Origin of the sequence: Nocardia sputorum (assembly GCF_027924405.1) — a bacterium.
In the GTDB taxonomy this organism is placed as follows: Bacteria; Actinomycetota; Actinomycetes; order Mycobacteriales; family Mycobacteriaceae; genus Nocardia; species Nocardia sputorum.
In genome coordinates this window covers 4,753,333-4,770,941 of the sequence record NZ_AP026978.1, presented here as the reverse complement: position 1 = coordinate 4,770,941, position 17,609 = coordinate 4,753,333, and the positions used below count along the sequence as shown (strand labels likewise).

At 68.0% G+C, this 17,609-nt stretch carries 16 protein-coding genes, 1 tRNA gene and 1 pseudogene; 14 read left to right on the top strand and 4 right to left on the bottom strand.

The window, feature by feature from the left end; all coding sequences use genetic code 11:
* The first annotated feature begins 102 nt into the window (after nucleotides 1–102).
* The 9 genes from trpC (at nucleotide 103) to QMG86_RS21460 (ending at nucleotide 9,116) form a co-directional block, all read left to right on the top strand.
* Entirely contained in the window at nucleotides 103–921 is an 819-nt protein-coding gene (gene trpC, locus QMG86_RS21500) for an indole-3-glycerol phosphate synthase TrpC (RefSeq protein WP_062970871.1), read from the top strand.
* Nucleotides 922–926: 5 nt separating this feature from the next.
* Nucleotides 927–2,183 carry a tryptophan synthase subunit beta gene (gene trpB, locus QMG86_RS21495; protein ID WP_434085520.1) on the top strand — a complete coding sequence of 419 codons (1,257 nt, stop codon included), beginning with the start codon at nucleotides 927–929 and terminating at the stop codon, nucleotides 2,181–2,183.
* Entirely contained in the window at nucleotides 2,180–2,980 is an 801-nt protein-coding gene (gene trpA / locus QMG86_RS21490) for a tryptophan synthase subunit alpha (RefSeq protein WP_281874456.1), read from the top strand. Before trpB ends, trpA begins: the two co-directional genes overlap by 4 nt.
* 181 nt (nucleotides 2,981–3,161) lie before the next feature.
* Nucleotides 3,162–4,316 carry a prolipoprotein diacylglyceryl transferase gene (lgt, locus tag QMG86_RS21485; RefSeq protein ID WP_281874454.1) on the top strand — a complete coding sequence of 385 codons (1,155 nt, stop codon included), beginning with the start codon at nucleotides 3,162–3,164 and terminating at the stop codon, nucleotides 4,314–4,316.
* Between the two features lie 252 nt (nucleotides 4,317–4,568).
* Nucleotides 4,569–5,066 (top strand): TM2 domain-containing protein, encoded by a 498-nt coding sequence (locus tag QMG86_RS21480; protein WP_281874452.1) that lies wholly within the window; start codon nucleotides 4,569–4,571, stop codon nucleotides 5,064–5,066.
* A gap of 214 nt (nucleotides 5,067–5,280) precedes the next feature.
* Nucleotides 5,281–6,006: an amino acid ABC transporter substrate-binding protein gene (locus QMG86_RS21475; protein WP_350356470.1), complete on the top strand. Its 726-nt coding sequence runs from the start codon at nucleotides 5,281–5,283 to the stop codon at nucleotides 6,004–6,006.
* Between the two features lie 11 nt (nucleotides 6,007–6,017).
* Nucleotides 6,018–6,686, top strand: coding sequence for an amino acid ABC transporter permease (locus tag QMG86_RS21470; RefSeq protein WP_281874448.1), 669 nt, complete (start codon nucleotides 6,018–6,020; stop codon nucleotides 6,684–6,686).
* A 103-nt stretch (nucleotides 6,687–6,789) separates the two neighbouring features.
* Nucleotides 6,790–8,208, top strand: a complete 1,419-nt coding sequence (gene pyk, locus QMG86_RS21465) for a pyruvate kinase (RefSeq protein ID WP_281874446.1) — start codon at nucleotides 6,790–6,792, stop codon at nucleotides 8,206–8,208.
* 95 nt (nucleotides 8,209–8,303) lie between these two features.
* Nucleotides 8,304–9,116: an acyl-CoA thioesterase gene (locus QMG86_RS21460; RefSeq protein ID WP_245676355.1), complete on the top strand. Its 813-nt coding sequence runs from the start codon at nucleotides 8,304–8,306 to the stop codon at nucleotides 9,114–9,116.
* Nucleotides 9,117–9,136: 20 nt separating this feature from the next.
* Here the strand turns inward: QMG86_RS21460 and QMG86_RS21455 are convergent, their stop codons facing one another.
* The 4 genes from QMG86_RS21455 to QMG86_RS21440 form a co-directional block, all read right to left on the bottom strand.
* Entirely contained in the window at nucleotides 9,137–9,520 is a 384-nt protein-coding gene (locus QMG86_RS21455; RefSeq protein ID WP_281874444.1) for a hypothetical protein, read from the bottom strand.
* A gap of 191 nt (nucleotides 9,521–9,711) precedes the next feature.
* Nucleotides 9,712–10,332: an arsenate reductase/protein-tyrosine-phosphatase family protein gene (locus tag QMG86_RS21450; protein WP_281874443.1), complete on the bottom strand. Its 621-nt coding sequence runs from the start codon at nucleotides 10,330–10,332 to the stop codon at nucleotides 9,712–9,714.
* A 250-nt stretch (nucleotides 10,333–10,582) separates the two neighbouring features.
* Nucleotides 10,583–11,095, bottom strand: coding sequence for a monooxygenase family protein (locus tag QMG86_RS21445; RefSeq protein ID WP_281874441.1), 513 nt, complete (start codon nucleotides 11,093–11,095; stop codon nucleotides 10,583–10,585).
* A gap of 574 nt (nucleotides 11,096–11,669) precedes the next feature.
* Nucleotides 11,670–11,753, bottom strand: a tRNA-Leu gene (locus tag QMG86_RS21440).
* A 225-nt stretch (nucleotides 11,754–11,978) separates the two neighbouring features.
* Here QMG86_RS21440 and QMG86_RS21435 point away from each other — a divergent pair.
* The 5 genes and pseudogenes from QMG86_RS21435 to QMG86_RS21415 form a co-directional block, all read left to right on the top strand.
* Nucleotides 11,979–12,596: an ANTAR domain-containing response regulator gene (locus QMG86_RS21435; protein ID WP_195087817.1), complete on the top strand. Its 618-nt coding sequence runs from the start codon at nucleotides 11,979–11,981 to the stop codon at nucleotides 12,594–12,596.
* A gap of 218 nt (nucleotides 12,597–12,814) precedes the next feature.
* Nucleotides 12,815–14,026 (top strand): branched-chain amino acid ABC transporter substrate-binding protein, encoded by a 1,212-nt coding sequence (locus tag QMG86_RS21430; protein ID WP_281874436.1) that lies wholly within the window; start codon nucleotides 12,815–12,817, stop codon nucleotides 14,024–14,026.
* A gap of 93 nt (nucleotides 14,027–14,119) precedes the next feature.
* A complete protein-coding gene (locus QMG86_RS21425) occupies nucleotides 14,120–15,157 on the top strand; it encodes a branched-chain amino acid ABC transporter permease (RefSeq protein ID WP_281874433.1) in 1,038 nt (345 codons plus the stop codon).
* Nucleotides 15,154–16,572: a branched-chain amino acid ABC transporter permease gene (locus QMG86_RS21420; RefSeq protein WP_281874432.1), complete on the top strand. Its 1,419-nt coding sequence runs from the start codon at nucleotides 15,154–15,156 to the stop codon at nucleotides 16,570–16,572. Before QMG86_RS21425 ends, QMG86_RS21420 begins: the two co-directional genes overlap by 4 nt.
* Nucleotides 16,569–17,525 (top strand): annotated as a pseudogene (locus QMG86_RS21415) (ABC transporter ATP-binding protein); the annotation flags it as partial. The gene QMG86_RS21420 and the pseudogene QMG86_RS21415, both read left to right, overlap by 4 nt.
* Between the last annotated feature and the right edge of the window lie 84 nt (nucleotides 17,526–17,609).

Here is a 17,609-nt window from a genome sequence, read left to right as displayed (position 1 = left end):
CGCGCCCGGTAGGTCCATTTATTCTTTGTCAGCATCGGTGAGACAGCGCCTGGGGGGATTCTCAGGTAGCAAGTCCGTCTCCCCAGAAAGGATTCGAGCCAGATGACGGTACTCGACTCGATTCTCGACGGGGTCCGCGCGGATGTGGCCGCTCGGGAAGCCCTTCTCGACTTCCAGGCGGTCAAGGCGGCCGCCGCGGCGGCGCCGGCGCCGCTGGACGCCCGCGCGGCGCTGCTCGAGGACGGCATCGGCGTGATCGCCGAGGTCAAGCGAGCAAGCCCGTCCAAGGGCGAACTCGCGGACATCCCGGACCCGGCGAGCCTGGCCAAGTCCTACGAGGACGGTGGCGCGCGGATCATCAGCGTGCTCACCGAGGGCCGCCGCTTCAACGGGTCGCTGGACGACCTGGACGCGGTCCGCGCCACGGTGAACATCCCGATCCTGCGCAAGGACTTCGTCGTCGGCCCGTACCAGATCCACGAGGCGCGCGCGCACGGCGCGGACGTCATCCTGCTGATCGTGGCGGCGCTGGAGCAGGACGTGCTGTCCTCGCTGATCGACCGCACCGAGTCGCTGGGCATGACCGCGCTGGTCGAGGTGCACACCGAGGAGGAGGCCGACCGCGCGCTGGAGGCGGGCGCGTCGGTGATCGGCGTGAACGCCCGCAACCTCAAGACGCTCGAGGTCGACCGCGACGTGTTCGCGCGAATCGCGCCCGGCCTGCCCACCGAGGTCATCCGGATCGCCGAGTCCGGCATCCGCGGCACCGCCGACCTGCTGGCCTACGCGGGCGCGGGCGCGGACGCCGTGCTCGTCGGCGAGGGACTGGTGACCAGTGGCGACCCGCGCGCGGCGGTCTCCGAGCTGGTGACCGCGGGCACCCACCCGTCCTGCCCGAAGCCGGCGCGGCGGGGCCGGTGACCGGCGTGACAGCGGTACCCCAGGCCAGCGACGGCGTCGCCCAGCGCAGCGGCCACGAGCCGGACGTGGGCGGGCACTTCGGCGTCTACGGCGGCAGGCACGTCCCCGAGGCGCTGATGGCGGTCATCGAGGAGGTCACCGCCGAGTACGAGAAGTCCCGGCTCGACGAGTCGTTCCTCAACGAGCTCGACCGGTTGCAGCGCGACTACACCGGGCGCCCATCGCCGGTGTTCGAGTGCACGCGCCTGGCCGAGCACGCGGGCGGCGCCCGCATCCTGCTCAAGCGCGAGGACCTGAACCACACCGGCTCACACAAGATCAACAATGTGCTCGGCCAGGCGCTGCTGGCCAAGCGGATGGGCAAGAACCGGGTGATCGCGGAGACCGGCGCGGGCCAGCACGGCGTCGCCACGGCGACCGCGTGCGCGCTGCTCGGCCTGGACTGCGTCGTCTACATGGGCGCGGTCGACACCGCGCGCCAGGCGCTGAACGTGGCGCGCATGCGCCTGCTCGGCGCCGAGGTGATCTCGGTGACCTCCGGTTCCCAGACGCTCAAGGACGCCATCAACGAGGCGCTGCGCGACTGGGTGACCAACGCCGACGACACCTACTACTGCTTCGGCACCGCGGCGGGCCCGCACCCGTTCCCGATGCTGGTGCGGGATTTCCAGCGCATCATCGGCATGGAGGCCCGCGCCCAGGTCCAGGCCGCCACCGGCCGGCTGCCCGACGCGGTGGTCGCGTGCGTCGGCGGCGGATCCAACGCCATCGGCATCTTCCACGCGTTCCTCGACGACGCCGACGTCCGGCTGATCGGCTACGAGGCGGCCGGTGACGGCGTCGACACCGGCAGGCACGCCGCCACGTTCACCGGCGGGACGCCGGGCGCGTTCCAGGGCGCCTACTCGTACCTGCTGCAGGACGAGGACGGCCAGACCATCGAATCGCACTCGATCTCGGCGGGCCTGGACTACCCGGGAGTCGGCCCGGAGCACGCCTATCTCAAGGACGTCGGCCGCGCCGAGTACCGGCCGATCACCGACACCGAGGCGATGGACGCGCTGCTGCTGCTGAGCCGCAGCGAGGGCATCATCCCGGCGATCGAGTCGGCGCACGCGGTGGCGGGCGCGCTGCAATTGGGCAAGGAACTCGGGCCGGGCGCGATCATCCTGGTGAACCTCTCGGGCCGGGGTGACAAGGACATGGACACGGCAGCGCGGTGGTTCGGGCTGTTCGACGAGCCGAAGGAGCAGGGCCGGTGAGCCAGCAGTCCCGCTTGGCGAACACCTTCGCCGCCTGCCGCGCCGAGGGCCGCGCGGCGCTGATCGGCTACCTGCCCGCGGGCTACCCCGATCTGGCCGGCTCGATCGAGGTCGTGCGCGCCATGGTCGACGCCGGATGCGACATCATCGAGGTCGGCGTCGCCTACTCCGATCCCGTGATGGACGGCCCCACCATTCAGGCCGCCGCCGAACAGGCGCTGCGCGGCGGCGTGCGGGTGCGCGACGTGTTCTCGGTCGTCGAGGCGATCACCGGCGCCGGAGGCCAGGCCGTCGTGATGAGCTACTGGAACCCCGTGCTCAAGTACGGCGTGGATCGCTTCGCGCGGGACCTGGCCGCCGCGGGCGGCTCGGGCATCATCACTCCGAACCTGATTCCGGAGGAGGCCGACGACTGGTTCGTCGCCTCGTCCACGCACAATCTGGATCGCATCTTCCTGGTCGCGCCGTCGTCCACCGAGGAGCGCCTGGTGAAGACGCTGGAGGCCAGCCGCGGCTTCGTCTACGCGGCCTCGACCATGGGCGTCACCGGAGCGCGGGACATGGTGTCCTCGGCCGCGCCCGCGTTGTGCGCGCGAATCCGGGCGCATTCCGACATCCCGATCGGCGTCGGGCTCGGCGTTCGCTCCGGGGCGCAGGCCGCCGAGATCGCGTCCTACGCCGACGGCGTCATCGTCGGCTCGGCGCTGGTGAGCGCGGCGGGGCAGGGACTGGACGCGGTACGGGCGCTCACGGCGGAACTCGCCGAGGGCGTGCGGTCGGCGACCGTCGCGTCCTAACCGCTCGCGCCGGTCCTGTGACCGGGCACGGGCTGCTGCGCATCGGCGGTCGCCGTTACCGGCCGGTCCGTCGCCACAGTGACCCCGGATCAGCCGCTCGGCGCCGTGTGTGCGAGCCCGCCCACGACCAGGGCGGTGCGGTGGTGGCGAGGCGGGCGGGCATCTCCGCTACGGTGGCCCCGTGACGTTACGAGTCCTCGCAGACAGTGTCCTGGCCGACGGCGGCGTCAGCGGCGCCGTGCTGGCCTATCTCCCCAGCCCCGCGCGCGGCGTCTGGCAGCTCGGGCCGTTCCCGCTGCGGGCGTATGCCCTGTGCATCATCCTCGGCATCATCGTCGCGATCTGGTGGGGCGAACGGCGTTGGCGCGCCCGCGGCGGGCAGCCCGGCGCCATCCTGGACGTCGCGATGTTCGCGGTGCCGTTCGGCCTGGTCGGCGGCAGGCTCTATCACGTGGCCACCGACTGGCAGAAATACTTCGGCGCGGACGGCGATCCCGTCGACGCGCTGAAGATCTACCAAGGTGGACTCGGGATCTGGGGCGCGGTTCTCCTCGGCGGCGTCGGGGCGTGGATCGGCTGCCGGGTGTACAAGATCCCGTTGCCCCCCTTGGGCGACGCCGTCGCGCCGCCGATCCTGCTGGCGCAGGCCATCGGCAGAATCGGCAACTATTTCAACCAGGAGCTGTACGGGCGCGAGACCGACCTGCCGTGGGGTCTGGAGATCTACCGGCGGGTGGGCGACGACGGCCGGCTCGACATGATGAACGGCGTCTCCACCGGTGTGGTGGAGAAGGTCGTGCACCCCACGTTCCTGTACGAGCTGCTGTGGAACCTGCTCGTCGTCGTGCTGCTGGTGTACGTGGACAAGCGTTTCCGGATCGGCCACGGGCGCCTGTTCGCGTTGTACGTCGCCGGCTACTGCTTCGGACGGTTCTTCATCGAACTGATGCGCGCCGACGAGGCGACGAAGATCGCGGGCATCCGGATCAATTCGTTCACCTCCGCCGTCGTGTTCCTCTGCGCGATCGCCTACTTCCTGTTCGCGACGAAAGGCCGCGAGACGCCCGAGCAGTTGCGACCCGGCGGGAGCCCGCGGCCGTGGCCGTGGCAGTTCCGCGCGCTGCGTGCCGCCGGGGCGGCCCCGGCCGAGAAGCCCTCGCAGGCAGCCGGACCCGAGACCGGGACCGCTGCCGATGGGGCGGAGAGTGCACCGGAGGCCGAATCCCATGCGATAGAAGGACAACGAGAGAATGAGACCGCCGGGCCTACGGTCGAGCCCTCCGGAACCGACTCGGAACCGGCGGATTCGGAAAAGACGGCTTCGGACAAGAACTGATCGTCCGGGGCGGGCCGGGTGCGCGAGCGGACTCGGCCCGCCCCGTGATGTGTCGGGTCGGCAGCGAATCCTCATCGGGGGGCAACGATCGAGCGATCGGCGGCGATAACCACGCGTAGGACCGAACCCTCCGGGGGCGACAAGCCGGTCGATCCCGGTGACAATGGCTCCCGATCGTCGCGAGCGCGGTTCGGCGGTCCAGTAAGGCCGGGGGCCGACAAGAGGGTGCCCGCACTAATGAGGAGGACATGAGTGACCGACCCTTATCAGCAGAATCCGAGCGCCGGGGGCCCGCAGTACGGCCCGCCCGGCACCGGCCCTGACCTGACCAAGCCACTGGACGCGCAGAGCCAGCCGCAGTACAGCCCGCCGTCGGATCCCTACGGTCAGCCGCAGTACGGCCAGCCCGTCGACGCCTACGGTCAGCAGCCGGGCGGCTACCCGCCCGCGCCGTATCCGGGCGTCCCGCAGGGCTACAACCCGAACGACCCGGAGGCGCCCTGGGGCCGCGACCCCTTCGGTGCGCCGCTGTCGGACAAGCAGAAACTGGTCGCGGGCCTGCTGCAGATCTTCCTCGGCAGTTTCGGGGTCGGCCGTTTCTACCTCGGATACACCGGTCTGGGCATCGCCCAGTTGGTGGTGAGCGTGCTCACCTGCTTCACCGTCGGCTGGATCTGGGGCATCGTCGACGGAATCCTGATGCTCACCGGCAAGGTGCCCGACAGCAACGGCCGCCCGCTGCGCGACTGAGGCGGTATCGGCAGTACCCGGAGGCGGGCACGGCGCGTGCCCGCCTCCATGCCGTCGCGGGCCGGACCTCGAGCCCAACCCTTCGGCGCACCATGATCGCGATACTGTCGCTTGCGGAGGTACGGGCGTAGCATGACCGGATTCGTGTGCCGTGTGTGGAGCTCCACGCACCGAAGAGAGGGATCCCGTGCGTCGTGGATTGTTCGCCGCCGCCATGCTCGCCGTCGTCGCCGCCACCGGGCTGAGCGCGTGCGGCGACAGCGACCCGAACGTGTTGAAGGTCGGCACCGAGGGCACTTACGCGCCGTTCAGCTTCCAGGGCTCCGACGGCAAACTCACCGGCTACGACGTCGAGGTGATCCAGGCGGTCGGCGACAAACTGGGCAAGCGGGTCGAGTTCGTGCAGACGCCGTGGGACGCCATCTTCGCGGGGCTGGAGTCCAAGCGCTTCGACCTGGTGGCCAACCAGGTGACCGTGAACGACGAGCGCACGGCGAAATACGCGCTGTCGGCGCCCTACACCACGTCGGCGGGTGTGATCGTCACCCGGGCCGACAACAACGCCGTCACCGGCCTCGCCGATCTCAACGGGAAGACCTGTGCGCAGTCGGCCACCAGCAACTGGAGCAAGGTCGCCACCGACGCGGGCGCGAAAGTCGAAGCGGTGGAGGGCTTCGTGCAGGCCATCCAGCTGTTGAAGAACGGCCGCGTGGACGCCACCGTCAACGACAACCTCGCCGTCGCGGAGTACACCAAGAAGACCGGCGACACCGGAGTGAAGATCGCCGCCCGCACCGGATCGGTGAGCAAGCAGGCGTTCGCCGCGCGCAAGGGCGACGCGCTGATCACCGACGTGGACAACGCGCTGAACCAGCTGCGCGCCGACGGCACCTTGGCGAAGATCTCCGAGAAATACTTCGGCACCGACGTCAGCCAGTAGCCGCATCGTCGATGGACGCCGCCACCCGGGACCTCATCTGGCACAACCTGTGGCCGATGCTGCAGGCCACCGTGACCAAGACTCTTCCGCTCACCGCGATCAGCTTCGCCATCGGCCTGGTGCTCGCGCTGTTCGTCGCGCTGGCCAGGATGTCGCCGGTGTGGCCGGTGTCCGCGGCCGCCCGCTTCTACATCTCGATCATTCGCGGCACGCCCTTGCTGGTGCAGCTGTTCATCGTGTTCTACGCGCTGCCGCAATTCGGCATCGTGATCGACCCGTTCCCCGCCGCGGTGATCGCGTTCAGTCTCAATGTCGGCGGATACGCGGCCGAAGTGGTGCGCGCGGCGATTCTCAGCGTCGCGACGGGGCAGTGGGAGGCGGCGCAGGCACTCGGCATGTCGTACCCGATGATGCTACGGCTGGTCATCCTGCCGCAGGCCGCGCGGATCGCGGTGCCGCCGCTGTCCAACACGCTGATCTCCTTGGTGAAGGACACCTCGCTGGCCTCCACCATCCTGGTGACCGAGCTGCTGCGCGTCGCCCAGCTCGCGGCCGCTCCCACGTTCGACTTCTTCGCGCTCTACGGAGTAGCGGCGCTGTATTACTGGGTGATCTGCCTGATCCTCGGATTCGGGCAGACCCGGCTGGAAACGAGGTTGGCCCGTCATGTCGCCCGATGACTACCCGTTTGTACCTGCAATGGAGCTGTCGTTCATTTTTTTCACCAAGGATTCACCGTGGCCACGGCGGGACCTGCACACCGAGCGGGACTAGGCTCTACTCGTGATGCGACGGACGAAGATTGTGTGCACGCTCGGGCCGGCCACTGCCACCGAGGACCGTATCCGCGAACTCGTCGAGAGCGGTATGGACGTGGCTCGGCTGAACTTCAGCCACGGCGAGCACTCCGACCATGCCGAGAACTACAAGAAGGTGCGTCAGGCTTCCGACCACCTCGGCCGGGCTGTCGGCATTCTCGCCGACCTGCAGGGTCCCAAGATCCGCCTCGGCCGCTTCCTGGAAGGCAGAACCGTCTGGGCGACGGGTGAAGAGGTCCGCATCACCGTCGACGACATCGACGGGACCCACGACCGCGTGTCCACCACCTACAAGGAACTGGCCAAGGACGCCAAGCCGGGCGATCGGCTCCTGGTCGACGACGGCAAGGTCGGCCTGATCGTCACCCGTGTCGAAGGCAACGACGTGGTCTGCCGGGTGACCGAGGGCGGTCCGGTCTCCAACAACAAAGGCGTGTCGCTGCCCGGCATGGATGTGTCGGTTCCCGCCCTGTCGGAGAAGGACATCGAGGACCTGGAGTTCGCGCTGAAGCTCGGCGTGGACTTCATCGCCCTGTCGTTCGTGCGGTCCCCGTCCGACGTCGAGCTGGTGCACGACGTGATGGACCGGGTGGGCCGCCGGGTGCCGGTGATCGGCAAGCTGGAGAAGCCGGAGGCGATCGACAACCTCGAGGCCGTGGTCCTGGCCTTCGACGCGGTGATGGTCGCGCGCGGCGACCTCGGTGTCGAGCTGCCGCTCGAGCAGGTGCCGATCGTGCAGAAGCGCGCCATCCAGATGGCCCGCGAGAACGCCAAGCCGGTCATCGTCGCCACGCAGATGCTGGAGTCGATGATCGACAACTCCCGTCCCACCCGCGCCGAGGCATCGGACGTCGCGAACGCGGTGCTCGACGGCGCCGACGCGGTGATGCTGTCGGGCGAGACCTCGGTGGGCAAGTATCCGATCGAGACGGTGCGCACGATGGCGCGCATCGTGCACGCGGTGGAGACCGAGTCGACCCGGGTGCCGCCGCTGACTCACGTGCCGCGCACCAAGCGCGGCGTGATCTCCTACGCCGCCCGCGACATCGGCGAGCGGCTCAACGCGAAGGCGCTGGTCGCGTTCACCCAGTCGGGCGACACGGTGCGCCGCCTGGCCCGGCTGCACACGCCACTGCCGCTGCTGGCGTTCACCCCGCTGCCGGAGGTGCGCAGCCAGCTGGCGCTGACCTGGGGCACCGAGACCTTCATCGTGCCGACCGTGGACAGCACCGACGCGATGATCCACCAGGTGGATGTAGCACTTCTGTCGATGGACCGATACCAGAAGGGTGACCTGGTGGTCATCGTGGCCGGGTCGCCGCCCGGTACCGTCGGTTCCACCAACCTGATCCATGTGCACCGAATCGGTGAGGAGGACCATTAGTGAGTGCTTCCCTGAGCAGCCCCGTCGGCGTCGCGGAGCCGGATGCGCAGCGTTCCGATCTGGATGTGCTGCTCGGCCTGCTCGATCTCGAGCAGATGGACGAGGACGTGTTCGTCGGCCAGCACCCGGAGAAGGTGTGGAGCCGGACCTTCGGCGGCCAGCTCGTCTCGCAGGCCATCATCGCGGCGGGCCGCACGGTCGGTGACCGTCCCGTACACGCCGTCAACGCGCACTTCGTGCGCGGTGGCGACGTGAAGAAGCCGATCGAGTACCGGGTGGACCGGCATCGCGACGGTCGCGCGTTCGCCAACCGGACGGTGACCGCGAGCCAGGACGGTCAGGAGCTGTTCGTCATGCTCGCCGCGTTCCAGGACTGGGGCACGGGGCTCGAGCACGCGCACGCCCAGCCGGAGGTGCCGGATCCGGAGACGCTGCCGCGGGTGGAGGAGAGCTTCGAAGGCTTGGAGGACAAGCTGGAGATGTTCGTCAAGGCGCCGCATCCGATCGACATGCGCTACACCAACGACCCCGCGTGGATTCTCAAGGGCACGGGGGAGCGGCTCAACCACAACCGCGTGTGGATGCGCGCGGACGGCAGGCTGCCCGACGACCCGCTGATCCACGTGGCGACGCTGGGCTACTCGTCCGACACCACGGTGCTGGACTCCATCATCACCACCCACGGGCTGTCGTGGGGTCTGGACCGCATCGTCGCGGCGACGGTCAACCACTCGATCTGGTTCCACCGCCCGTTCCGTTTCGACGAGTGGGCGCTGTACTGCACCGAGTCACCGGTGGCCGCGGGCTCCCGTGGCCTGGCGACCGGCCGCTTCTACTCCCGCAGCGGTGATCTGCTGGCCACCACGGTGCAAGAGGGGCTCATCCGCCACTTCCCCGCGCGGCGCTGAGGTTCGCCGCAGTCCGGGGTTCACAGCAGTTCTAGGTCGCGATCGATGTCGAGATCGACGTGAGTGCGTTGCGATGCGCGGATCGAGACCGGGATCCCGGGTCCCGGCTCGGTTCGCGCCAACGCTGAGACGGCCCGCAGCAGTTGGCGTTCGAGTGCGGCCAGGTGCTCGTCGGTGAGCTGGTCGGGTGCGCCGACCAGACTGAGCGCGATCTCGTAGGTCGCGCGGTCCGCAGCAGGGTCGGGGGGATCCGTGGGGTAGCGGCTTTGCAGCTCCGCGTGGGCCGGGTCGTCGCTGTCGACCGGCAAAGTGAAGCGCCAGGCGAACACGTCCCGCTCGGCGAGGTGTTCGTCGACCACCGCGCGGACGGTGTCGACGACGCGTTCGAGGGTTTCCGGTGTCACATAAACATGGAGCGAAACATCCGAAATGCGTTTCGGCATGTCTGATTCCTGTCCTGTGTCGAACCAGCAACGGCGGGAATGGTGTCCGGCGGGAGTTTAGTGCGTCCGACGCGGAAAAGAACACAGCCGGTTGGTAACAGGTTGATACGCGGTGGATCCGGGCGCGCTATCGAGTGCGAAGGTTCCCCGGGTCAGCGGGTGCGTTGGGCGGCGAGGAAGGTCGCCAGCGGTGCGGGCGCGCCGCCGGGGCGGATCACCAGTCCCCGGCGCTCGTCGTGCGGCCAGCGCGGTTGTTCGTGTGGAGCCAGCGCCAGCAGCAGCGGCACCAGCGCCTCGGCGATACGATCGCCGACTTCACAGAACGCCTGGGCCGACAGTCCGACCGGGTCGGCGATGTTCTCCCGGCCGACCAGCGACAGGTCGTTGCGCGCCCGGTGCAATTCGGCGACCGTGCGCGCGCCGGTGACGTGCGCGATGCGGTGGGCCTCCAGCAGCGTGAACGTGCGCGCTCCGGCGCCGAAGGCCAGGTCGATCACTTGCTCGCGAATCTGCTCGGTCATCGTGAGGACCAAGTCGGCCTTGTCGATCATCTCCGGCTTCAGCCGGCGGGCCCGGAAGTTGCTCGCGTCGGCGCCGAGCCCGGCGATGGTCTGCGCGGCGAGCGGCTCGACCGGAAATCCGACGAGCGCACGGGTTCCGGCGCTCTCGGCGGTGAGGTAGGGGAGATCGTGTTCGACCGCGAGGGCGCGCGTGAGCCGCTCGGCGATCACCGAACGGCAAACGTTGCCGTTGCAGACGAACAGGACGTGCATACCGATAACGATAAACGGCGCAGAGGCTATCAGACGGACTCGAGTCGTTAGTCCCACATGTGGGAACAACATATTCATCTGTTCGTAGCGCGCCGTACACGAAGTGCGCCGCTTTCGGCCGTTGGCCTGCGATGTAGGTCACTTCGAGAGGTGGTGTCGTTCGGTTCTTCTCCTGGCTGTACCCCGGAGTTCGCGAATTCAAGCGCTGCGTTGTGATTGCCTCGTGATATGACCGGGGCGGGCAGGCAGGCTACTCGGATTCGCCAGGGTAGTAAACGGATTCGCTCACGACGGGTTCGATCCCGGCCGGTCCGCCGTGGACCCGGCCGCGGGTGGAGAACCGGTGACCGCGGGAGGCGACGACCGGTGCGAACCGTGCGAGTCCGGTCGGCGGGTCCATGTCGTCGTACATGGCGTCGATGCCGCCGCGGGCGAAATAGGCCTCGTGCCAGAACCCGGTGCCACCGGAGTCGCGCAGGAACTTCTGCCACCAGTCCCGGTGCGGCGCGGTCCGCGTCCATGCTTCGAGGCTGTCGAGATCGCGCCAGTACTGCCGTGCGCCCCAGTGCGGCGGGAACAGCGCCCAGACGAGATCTTCGTGCAGCAGCAACCCGTCCGGCCGATCCTTGTGCGAGCGATAGAGTTTCGGCCCGAGCCCGAGCAGCCGCAGCATTCCCCGCGGCCGCCGCACCCGCATGCCGATGTAGATGACCACCAGATCCGGATACTCGGACAGGTCCACCGTGGTCCTGTTCACCCTCATCGCATACCTCGCTGCCCCGGCCACCCAATGCCGCCATACGGAATAACGATCCAGCGACCGAATCGGTTCGACGGAAACGAACGGAACTACTCCGAGACCTATTGCCGACGATCGGCCGCCCGCCTCCGTGTGGCCGGTCCGTGCACCGAGTAGCCGCGCTCCGGGAGGGCCGCTCGGGGAAGAAAACTATGAACAGAACGCGCCATCGACCGTAACATCCGGGCGGCCACCGAATCGGCAAGGCGAAGCGACGCACACCTGGCGCGAAGGCGGCATCGTTCGAGAGATCGAGAGCGCACTCATATGCACCCATATCCCTACCTGACGCCACCACGCGTCTCGGGGACACCCAGAGCGGAAACACCGCACGCTCAATCCGCAGGGGAGTGCTGGACGAACCCTGCGGTAGATGACCGGACCGAAACCGCTTGATCCCCTCCTGACGCAACCACGCGTCTCGGGGGGTTCGGGGGGCGAAGCCCCGCCGAGCGGGGCCTGGGGGTTGCACCCCCAGAAGAAACAACGAGCGCCCCCCGCAAGCGCTCTCCGCGAGCAGGGGACACCCAGGAGCGAGTGCCGAGTGTGGGACTCGAACCCACACGTCCTTTCGGACAACGGTTTTTGAGACCGTCGCGTCTGCCAGTTCCGCCAACTCGGCGCACCGGGTGGCAACTATAGCGGGTCGGGTGGCGTGGACGCGAATGGGTTGGTCCGTACGGCGCGAGCGCGCGGTTTGCGCAGGGTATATGCGTTCTATGCCGAAGTGAAAGGTACTCTTTACATCACTCGACAGCCCGATGGACGGCCGGCGGTCGCCCCGTGCGAGCGCGGCTTTCCTTTGGTTGGGTCGGGTACAGGGCATCGGAACCAGAGGGGTCTACCTATGAGCACAGCAGCTGGGGGCGCCGGCACCAAGCGGGAAGCCGGGGCGAAGCGGGTCGTCGTCGCCGAAGACGAAGCGCTCATCCGCATGGATCTGGTCGAGATGCTGACCGAAGAGGGCTATCAGGTGGTCGGTGAGGCGGGCGACGGCCAGCAGGCGGTGGATCTGGCCGTCGAGCACCGGCCGGACCTGGTCATCATGGACGTGAAGATGCCGCGCCGCGACGGCATCGACGCGGCGGCGGAGATCGCCTCCAAACGCGTTGCCCCCGTGGTGATCCTGACCGCTTTCAGCCAGCGCGATCTGGTGGAGCGGGCACGCGACGCGGGTGCGATGGCCTACCTGGTGAAGCCGTTCACGAAATCGGATCTGGTGCCCGCCATCGAATTGGCGGCCAGCCGCTTCCACGAGATCACAGCGTTGGAGAGCGAGGTCGCGAATCTCGCCGAGCGCTTGGAGACGCGCAAGCTGGTCGAGCGGGCCAAGGGTGTGCTGATGCAGACACAGGGCCTTTCGGAGCCGCAGGCGTTCAAGTGGATTCAACGCACCGCAATGGATCGCCGCACGACCATGAAGGCGGTCGCCGAGGTGGTGCTGGAGAACCTGACGCCGAAGTGACCGCGCCCGTGTAGCGAGAAAATTTACGCAGCTGAAACGTCGTCGTGAACAAGAATTCGAAACGATGTCGCGCGCATGATCCGAATGTGATGCGGAACTAACGTACCGACGCTATGTTCTGACCGGGCTGATGTGAGTCGGCCTCCTCGGCAATCCCGGGGGAGCACAGAACTTAGATGAGGTGTAACGTGCTTAGTTCGACATGGCGCAGTCGCTCGATGCGAGCGGTTCTGGCCGTCGGCGCCGCCGCCGCGCTGGTGCTGACCGGTTGTAGCGACAAATCCACCAGCAGCGGTTCGGATTCCTCGGGTACCAACGGGGCCGGTGGGCTGTCCATCCAGCCGCTCCTGCAAGTCGACCAGCAGGGCAAGGAAGTGCCGAAGGCCGACGCGGCCGCGGCGGCCGATCCCGCGGGCGACGGCAAGGCGACCTGCGCACCGGGCACGGCGGTCGCGATGGCGGGTGCGCTGACCGGCCCCGACGCCGCGCTCGGCATCAACATCGTCAACGGCGTCAAGCTCGCCCTCGACAAGCACAACAAAGCCAACCCCGGGTGCAAGATCGAACTCAAGCAGTTCGACACCGAGGGTGATCCGCAGAAGGCCACCCAGGTGATCCCGCAGATCGTCAACGATCGTTCGATCATCGGCCTGGTGGGTCCCGCCTTCTCCGGGGAGACGAAGGCAACCGGCAAGATCCTCAGCGACGCGGGCCTCGTCTCGGTGACCTCCTCGGCGACCAACGCGACGCTGACCCAGAACGGCTGGACCACCTTCTTCCGCGGTCTGGCCAACGACGACGTGCAGGGCCCCTCGGTGGCGAAGTACCTGGTCAACAGCGCGGGCTACAAGAAGGTCTGCGTCATCCAGGACAACACCGATTACGGCACCGGGCTGGCGAAGTCGATCACGGAGGGGCTGGGCGCCGCCGCCGACCCGGCGTGCGCCGCCAGCATCAAGAAGGGCGACAAGGATTTCTCCGCGACGGTCACCAAGGTGGCGGCCGCGAATCCGGACGCCATCTTCTACTCCGGTTACTACTCCGAGGCCGCGCCGCTGGCCCAGCAGTTGAAGTCCGGTGGCGTCAAGGCGGTCTTCGTCTCCGCCGACGGCACCAACGACCCGCAGTTCGTCTCCCAGGCGGGCAGCGCGGCCAAGGGAGCGAAGCTGTCCTGCCCGTGCGGTCCCGCGCCGGAGAAGTTCGCCAAGGACTACGAGGCGCTCAACGGCCAAGCGCCCGGCGTCTACTCGGTCGAGGCCTACGACCTCACCACGATCCTGGCCAAGGGGATCGACGGCGGCAAGGTGACCCGCCCCGACCTGCTCGACTATGTGCGGACGTACGACGGTGCCGGCCTCGCGCGTCAGTACAAGTGGAACCCGAACGGTGAGCTGTCGAACGCGCTGATCTGGGTGTACGAGGTCAAGTAGTCCCGGATTCCGAGCGCACGGCACGTACGGGGGTTCATCCGAATCCCTGTACGTGCCGTTGTTCGGTGGGCGAATGGATGAGGGCGGAAATAAATGAAACAAACGGCATTGGCCGGTGGCATACAACTCGCGGCCGGTTCGATCGACTTCAACTACGAGGGGCTGATCGATAGTTTCTGGCGACTGACCGTGGACGGCGTGACCTACGGCGCCATCTATGCCTTGGTCGCCGTGGGCTACACCTTGGTGTACGGCGTATTGCGGCTGATCAATTTCGCCCATTCGGAAATTTTCATGCTCGGGTTGTTCGGGCAATTGATCGGCTTGATGATCTTCGGATTCGTCGCCAGTCCCGATGTCTACACCCAAGGCGTAGTGCTCACCGTCGTCTATCTGGGTTTGGCGATGATCGTGGGCATGGCGGTATCCGGCGGCGCGGCCGTCGGCTTGGAGCGGGTGGCCTATCGACCGCTGCGCAAGCGGGGCGCCAAACCGCTGGCCTTCCTGATCACCGCGATCGGCATGTCGTTCGTGCTCCAGGAGTTGGTGCACTTCGTGCTGCCGAAGATCCGCCCCGACCTCGGCGGCACCAACGCCCAGCAGGCCATCCGGCTCGTCGAGCCCACCGTGCAGTTCAGTTTCGGCGGCGCGGACGTCACCAACATCATGCTGCTCATCGTGATCGCGGCGGTGGCGCTGGCGATCGTCACCGAATTGCTGATCAATCGGACGAAGTTCGGGCGCGGCATCCGCGCCGTGGCGCAGGATCCCGATACCGCGACGCTGATGGGCGTCTCGCGGGAACGGGTCATCATGCTGACCTTCCTGATCGGCGGTGTGCTCGCAGGCGCGGCGGCGATGCTGTACACGCTGAAGATCCCGAACGGGATCATCTACTCCGGCGGTTTCATCCTCGGTATCAAGGCGTTCAGCGCCGCGGTGCTCGGCGGCATCGGCAACCTGCGCGGCGCGCTGCTGGGCGGGCTGGTGCTCGGCGTGGTGGAGCAGTACGGCCAGATCCTGTTCGGCACCGAGTGGCGTGACGTGGTCGCGTTCGTGGTGCTGGTCCTGGTGCTGATGGTGCGCCCGACCGGCATCCTCGGCGAGAGTCTCGGAAGGGCGCGGGCATGACCGACACGACCAAGACGGCGTCCGCGCCGGACACCGCGCGCCGCGGCCTCGGCGACGCGATCCGCACGTGGTGGGATGGTCTGAGCAGGCCCGCGCAGTGGGGCGTCGGCGTCCCGATCCTCCTGCTGCTCGCGCTGCTTCCGCTGTTCCCGCCGCCGCTGCTGAACACTCCTTCCTACAACTTCGGCCTGGTGATGGCGCAGGTGGCGATGTACGCGCTGCTGGCCATCGGCCTCAACGTGGTGGTCGGCCAGGCGGGCCTGCTCGACCTCGGCTACGTCGGTTTCTACGCCGTCGGCGCCTACACCGTCGGCCTGCTCACCAGCCCCAACAGCCCGTGGAACCAGACCGACGGCGGCTGGCTGGATCCGAAGTGGGCCTGGCTGGCCTGCCTGCCGATCGCGGTCGCGGTGACCGCGGTGTCGGGCCTGATCCTCGGGTCGCCGACGCTGCGTCTGCGCGGCGACTACCTGGCGATCGTGACGCTCGGTTTCGGTGAGATCGTCCGGCTGCTCGCCGAGAACCTCACCGAGATCACCAACGGCAGCCTCGGCCTGTCGGGTGTCGCCTACCCGCACGTCGGCGAATCCGCGAGCAAACCGGAGGGCGTGTTCTCCGGTGGCAACAGCGGTGACCCGGACAGCGTCAACCTGCTCGACCGCGCCAGCTACGGCACCTACTGGTACTGGTTCGGCATGGCGCTGGTGGTCGTCGTGCTGCTGGTGGTCGGGAATCTGGAGCGCAGCCGGGTCGGCCGCGCCTGGGTGGCCATCCGCGAGGACGAGGACGCGGCCGAGATCATGGGCGTGCCGACGTTCAAGTTCAAGCTGTGGGCGTTCATGATCGGCGCCGCGGTGGGCGGCATGTCCGGCGCGATCTACGCCGGGCAGGTGCAGTTCATCAATCCCACCGGCTTCAACATCATCAACTCGATGCTGTTCCTGTGTGCGGTGGTCATCGGCGGGCAGGGCAACAAACTCGGCGTCATCTTCGGCGCGTTCGTCATCGCCTATCTGCCCGCCCGGCTGCAGTCGGTGAAGCTGGTCAGCGACGAGTCGACCGGCTACGTCCTGCTGGCGATCGACGTGGCGGTGTTCGTCGCGCTGATCGTCGTCTGGCGGCTGTGGGCCGCCCGGCTGGGGGTGTGGCCGCGCCGCGGAGTGATCACCGGCATGGTGGTGACCGGCGTGCTGGCGCTGTTGCTGCTCGGCAGCGTGCTGCTGTTCCGCAAGGGCGGCGCGCAGTCGCTGGGCGACCTCAAATATCTGTATTTCGGTATCGCGTTGGTGGTGATGATGATTCTGCGTCCGCAGGGTCTGTTCCCGGTGCGGCAGAAGCTGCTCACCTACGGCAGGCAGGTGTATCAGGCCGTGCGCAGACCGGCCGCGGCCGAGCCGATCGGAGCGGGCCGATGACCGGGCCGGGCGCGGGTGACGCGCTGTTCGACAACGAGGACATGGCCGCGGGCTACGCGGCCGAACCGCAGGTCGAGTCCGCGGGCACGGTCGACGTCACCCAGGTGATCCCGGACCTCGCGGACGCCGAGACCGTCGCGGAAGTCGTCGCCCCGCACCGGGATATCGAGACCGCGGTGGGCGAGCCGCTGTTGCGCACCGAGGGCCTCACCGTGCGGTTCGGCGGTCTCACCGCCCTGGACCAGGTGAGTTTCGAGATCCGCCGCGGCGAGATCCTCGGCCTCATCGGGCCCAACGGCGCGGGCAAGACCACCTGCTTCAACGCGATCACCGGCGTCTACCAGCCCGCCGCCGGCCTGGTGTACTTCGACGGCAAGCCGCTGACCAAGACCAAGCGCAACGCGATCACCCGCCTCGGCATCGCGCGCACGTTCCAGAACGTGCGCCTGTTCGGCGAGATGACCGCGCTGGAGAACGTCGTGGTCGGCACGGACGCACGGCACAAGACGTCGGTGCCGGGCGCGGTGTTCCGGACGCCGCGGCATCGGCGCGAGGAACGCGACGCCATCGAGCGCGGCATGGCGCTGCTGGAGTTCGTCGGCATCGCCCCGCGCGCGGTGGAGAAGGCGCGCAATCTGTCCTACGGCGACCAGCGTCGTCTGGAGATCGCCCGCGCGCTGGCCACCGAGCCGAAGCTGCTGTGCCTGGACGAGCCTGCGGCCGGGTTCAATCCGAGTGAGAAGTCCGCGCTCATGGATCTGATCCGCAAGATCCGCGACGACGGCTTCACCGTCCTGCTGATCGAGCACGACATGCGACTGGTCATGGGTGTGACCGACCGGATCGTGGTGCTCGAGTTCGGCCGCAAGATCGCCGACGGGCTGCCCGCGGACATCCGGGACAACCCCGCGGTGATCGCGGCGTACCTGGGCGTGCCGGACAGCGAGGTGAGCGAATCCGCGAGCAGCGCGACCGGAGACGGCGAGACCGGCGACGTCACGCCGCCGGGTCCGGAACCCGCAGCGGTGCCGCTCGGC

Coding starts and splice junctions, on each gene's coding strand:
- trpC (WP_062970871.1), top strand. CDS start 103: ATGACGGTACTCGACTCGATTCTCGACGGGGTCCGCGCGGATGTGGCC.
- QMG86_RS21475 (WP_350356470.1), top strand. CDS start 5,281: ATGCTCGCCGTCGTCGCCGCCACCGGGCTGAGCGCGTGCGGCGACAGC.
- QMG86_RS21470 (WP_281874448.1), top strand. CDS start 6,018: ATGGACGCCGCCACCCGGGACCTCATCTGGCACAACCTGTGGCCGATG.
- QMG86_RS21460 (WP_245676355.1), top strand. CDS start 8,304: ATGGACGAGGACGTGTTCGTCGGCCAGCACCCGGAGAAGGTGTGGAGC.
- QMG86_RS21450 (WP_281874443.1), bottom strand. CDS start 10,332: ATGCACGTCCTGTTCGTCTGCAACGGCAACGTTTGCCGTTCGGTGATC.
- QMG86_RS21445 (WP_281874441.1), bottom strand. CDS start 11,095: ATGAGGGTGAACAGGACCACGGTGGACCTGTCCGAGTATCCGGATCTG.
- QMG86_RS21435 (WP_195087817.1), top strand. CDS start 11,979: ATGAGCACAGCAGCTGGGGGCGCCGGCACCAAGCGGGAAGCCGGGGCG.
- QMG86_RS21430 (WP_281874436.1), top strand. CDS start 12,815: ATGCGAGCGGTTCTGGCCGTCGGCGCCGCCGCCGCGCTGGTGCTGACC.
- QMG86_RS21425 (WP_281874433.1), top strand. CDS start 14,120: ATGAAACAAACGGCATTGGCCGGTGGCATACAACTCGCGGCCGGTTCG.
- QMG86_RS21420 (WP_281874432.1), top strand. CDS start 15,154: ATGACCGACACGACCAAGACGGCGTCCGCGCCGGACACCGCGCGCCGC.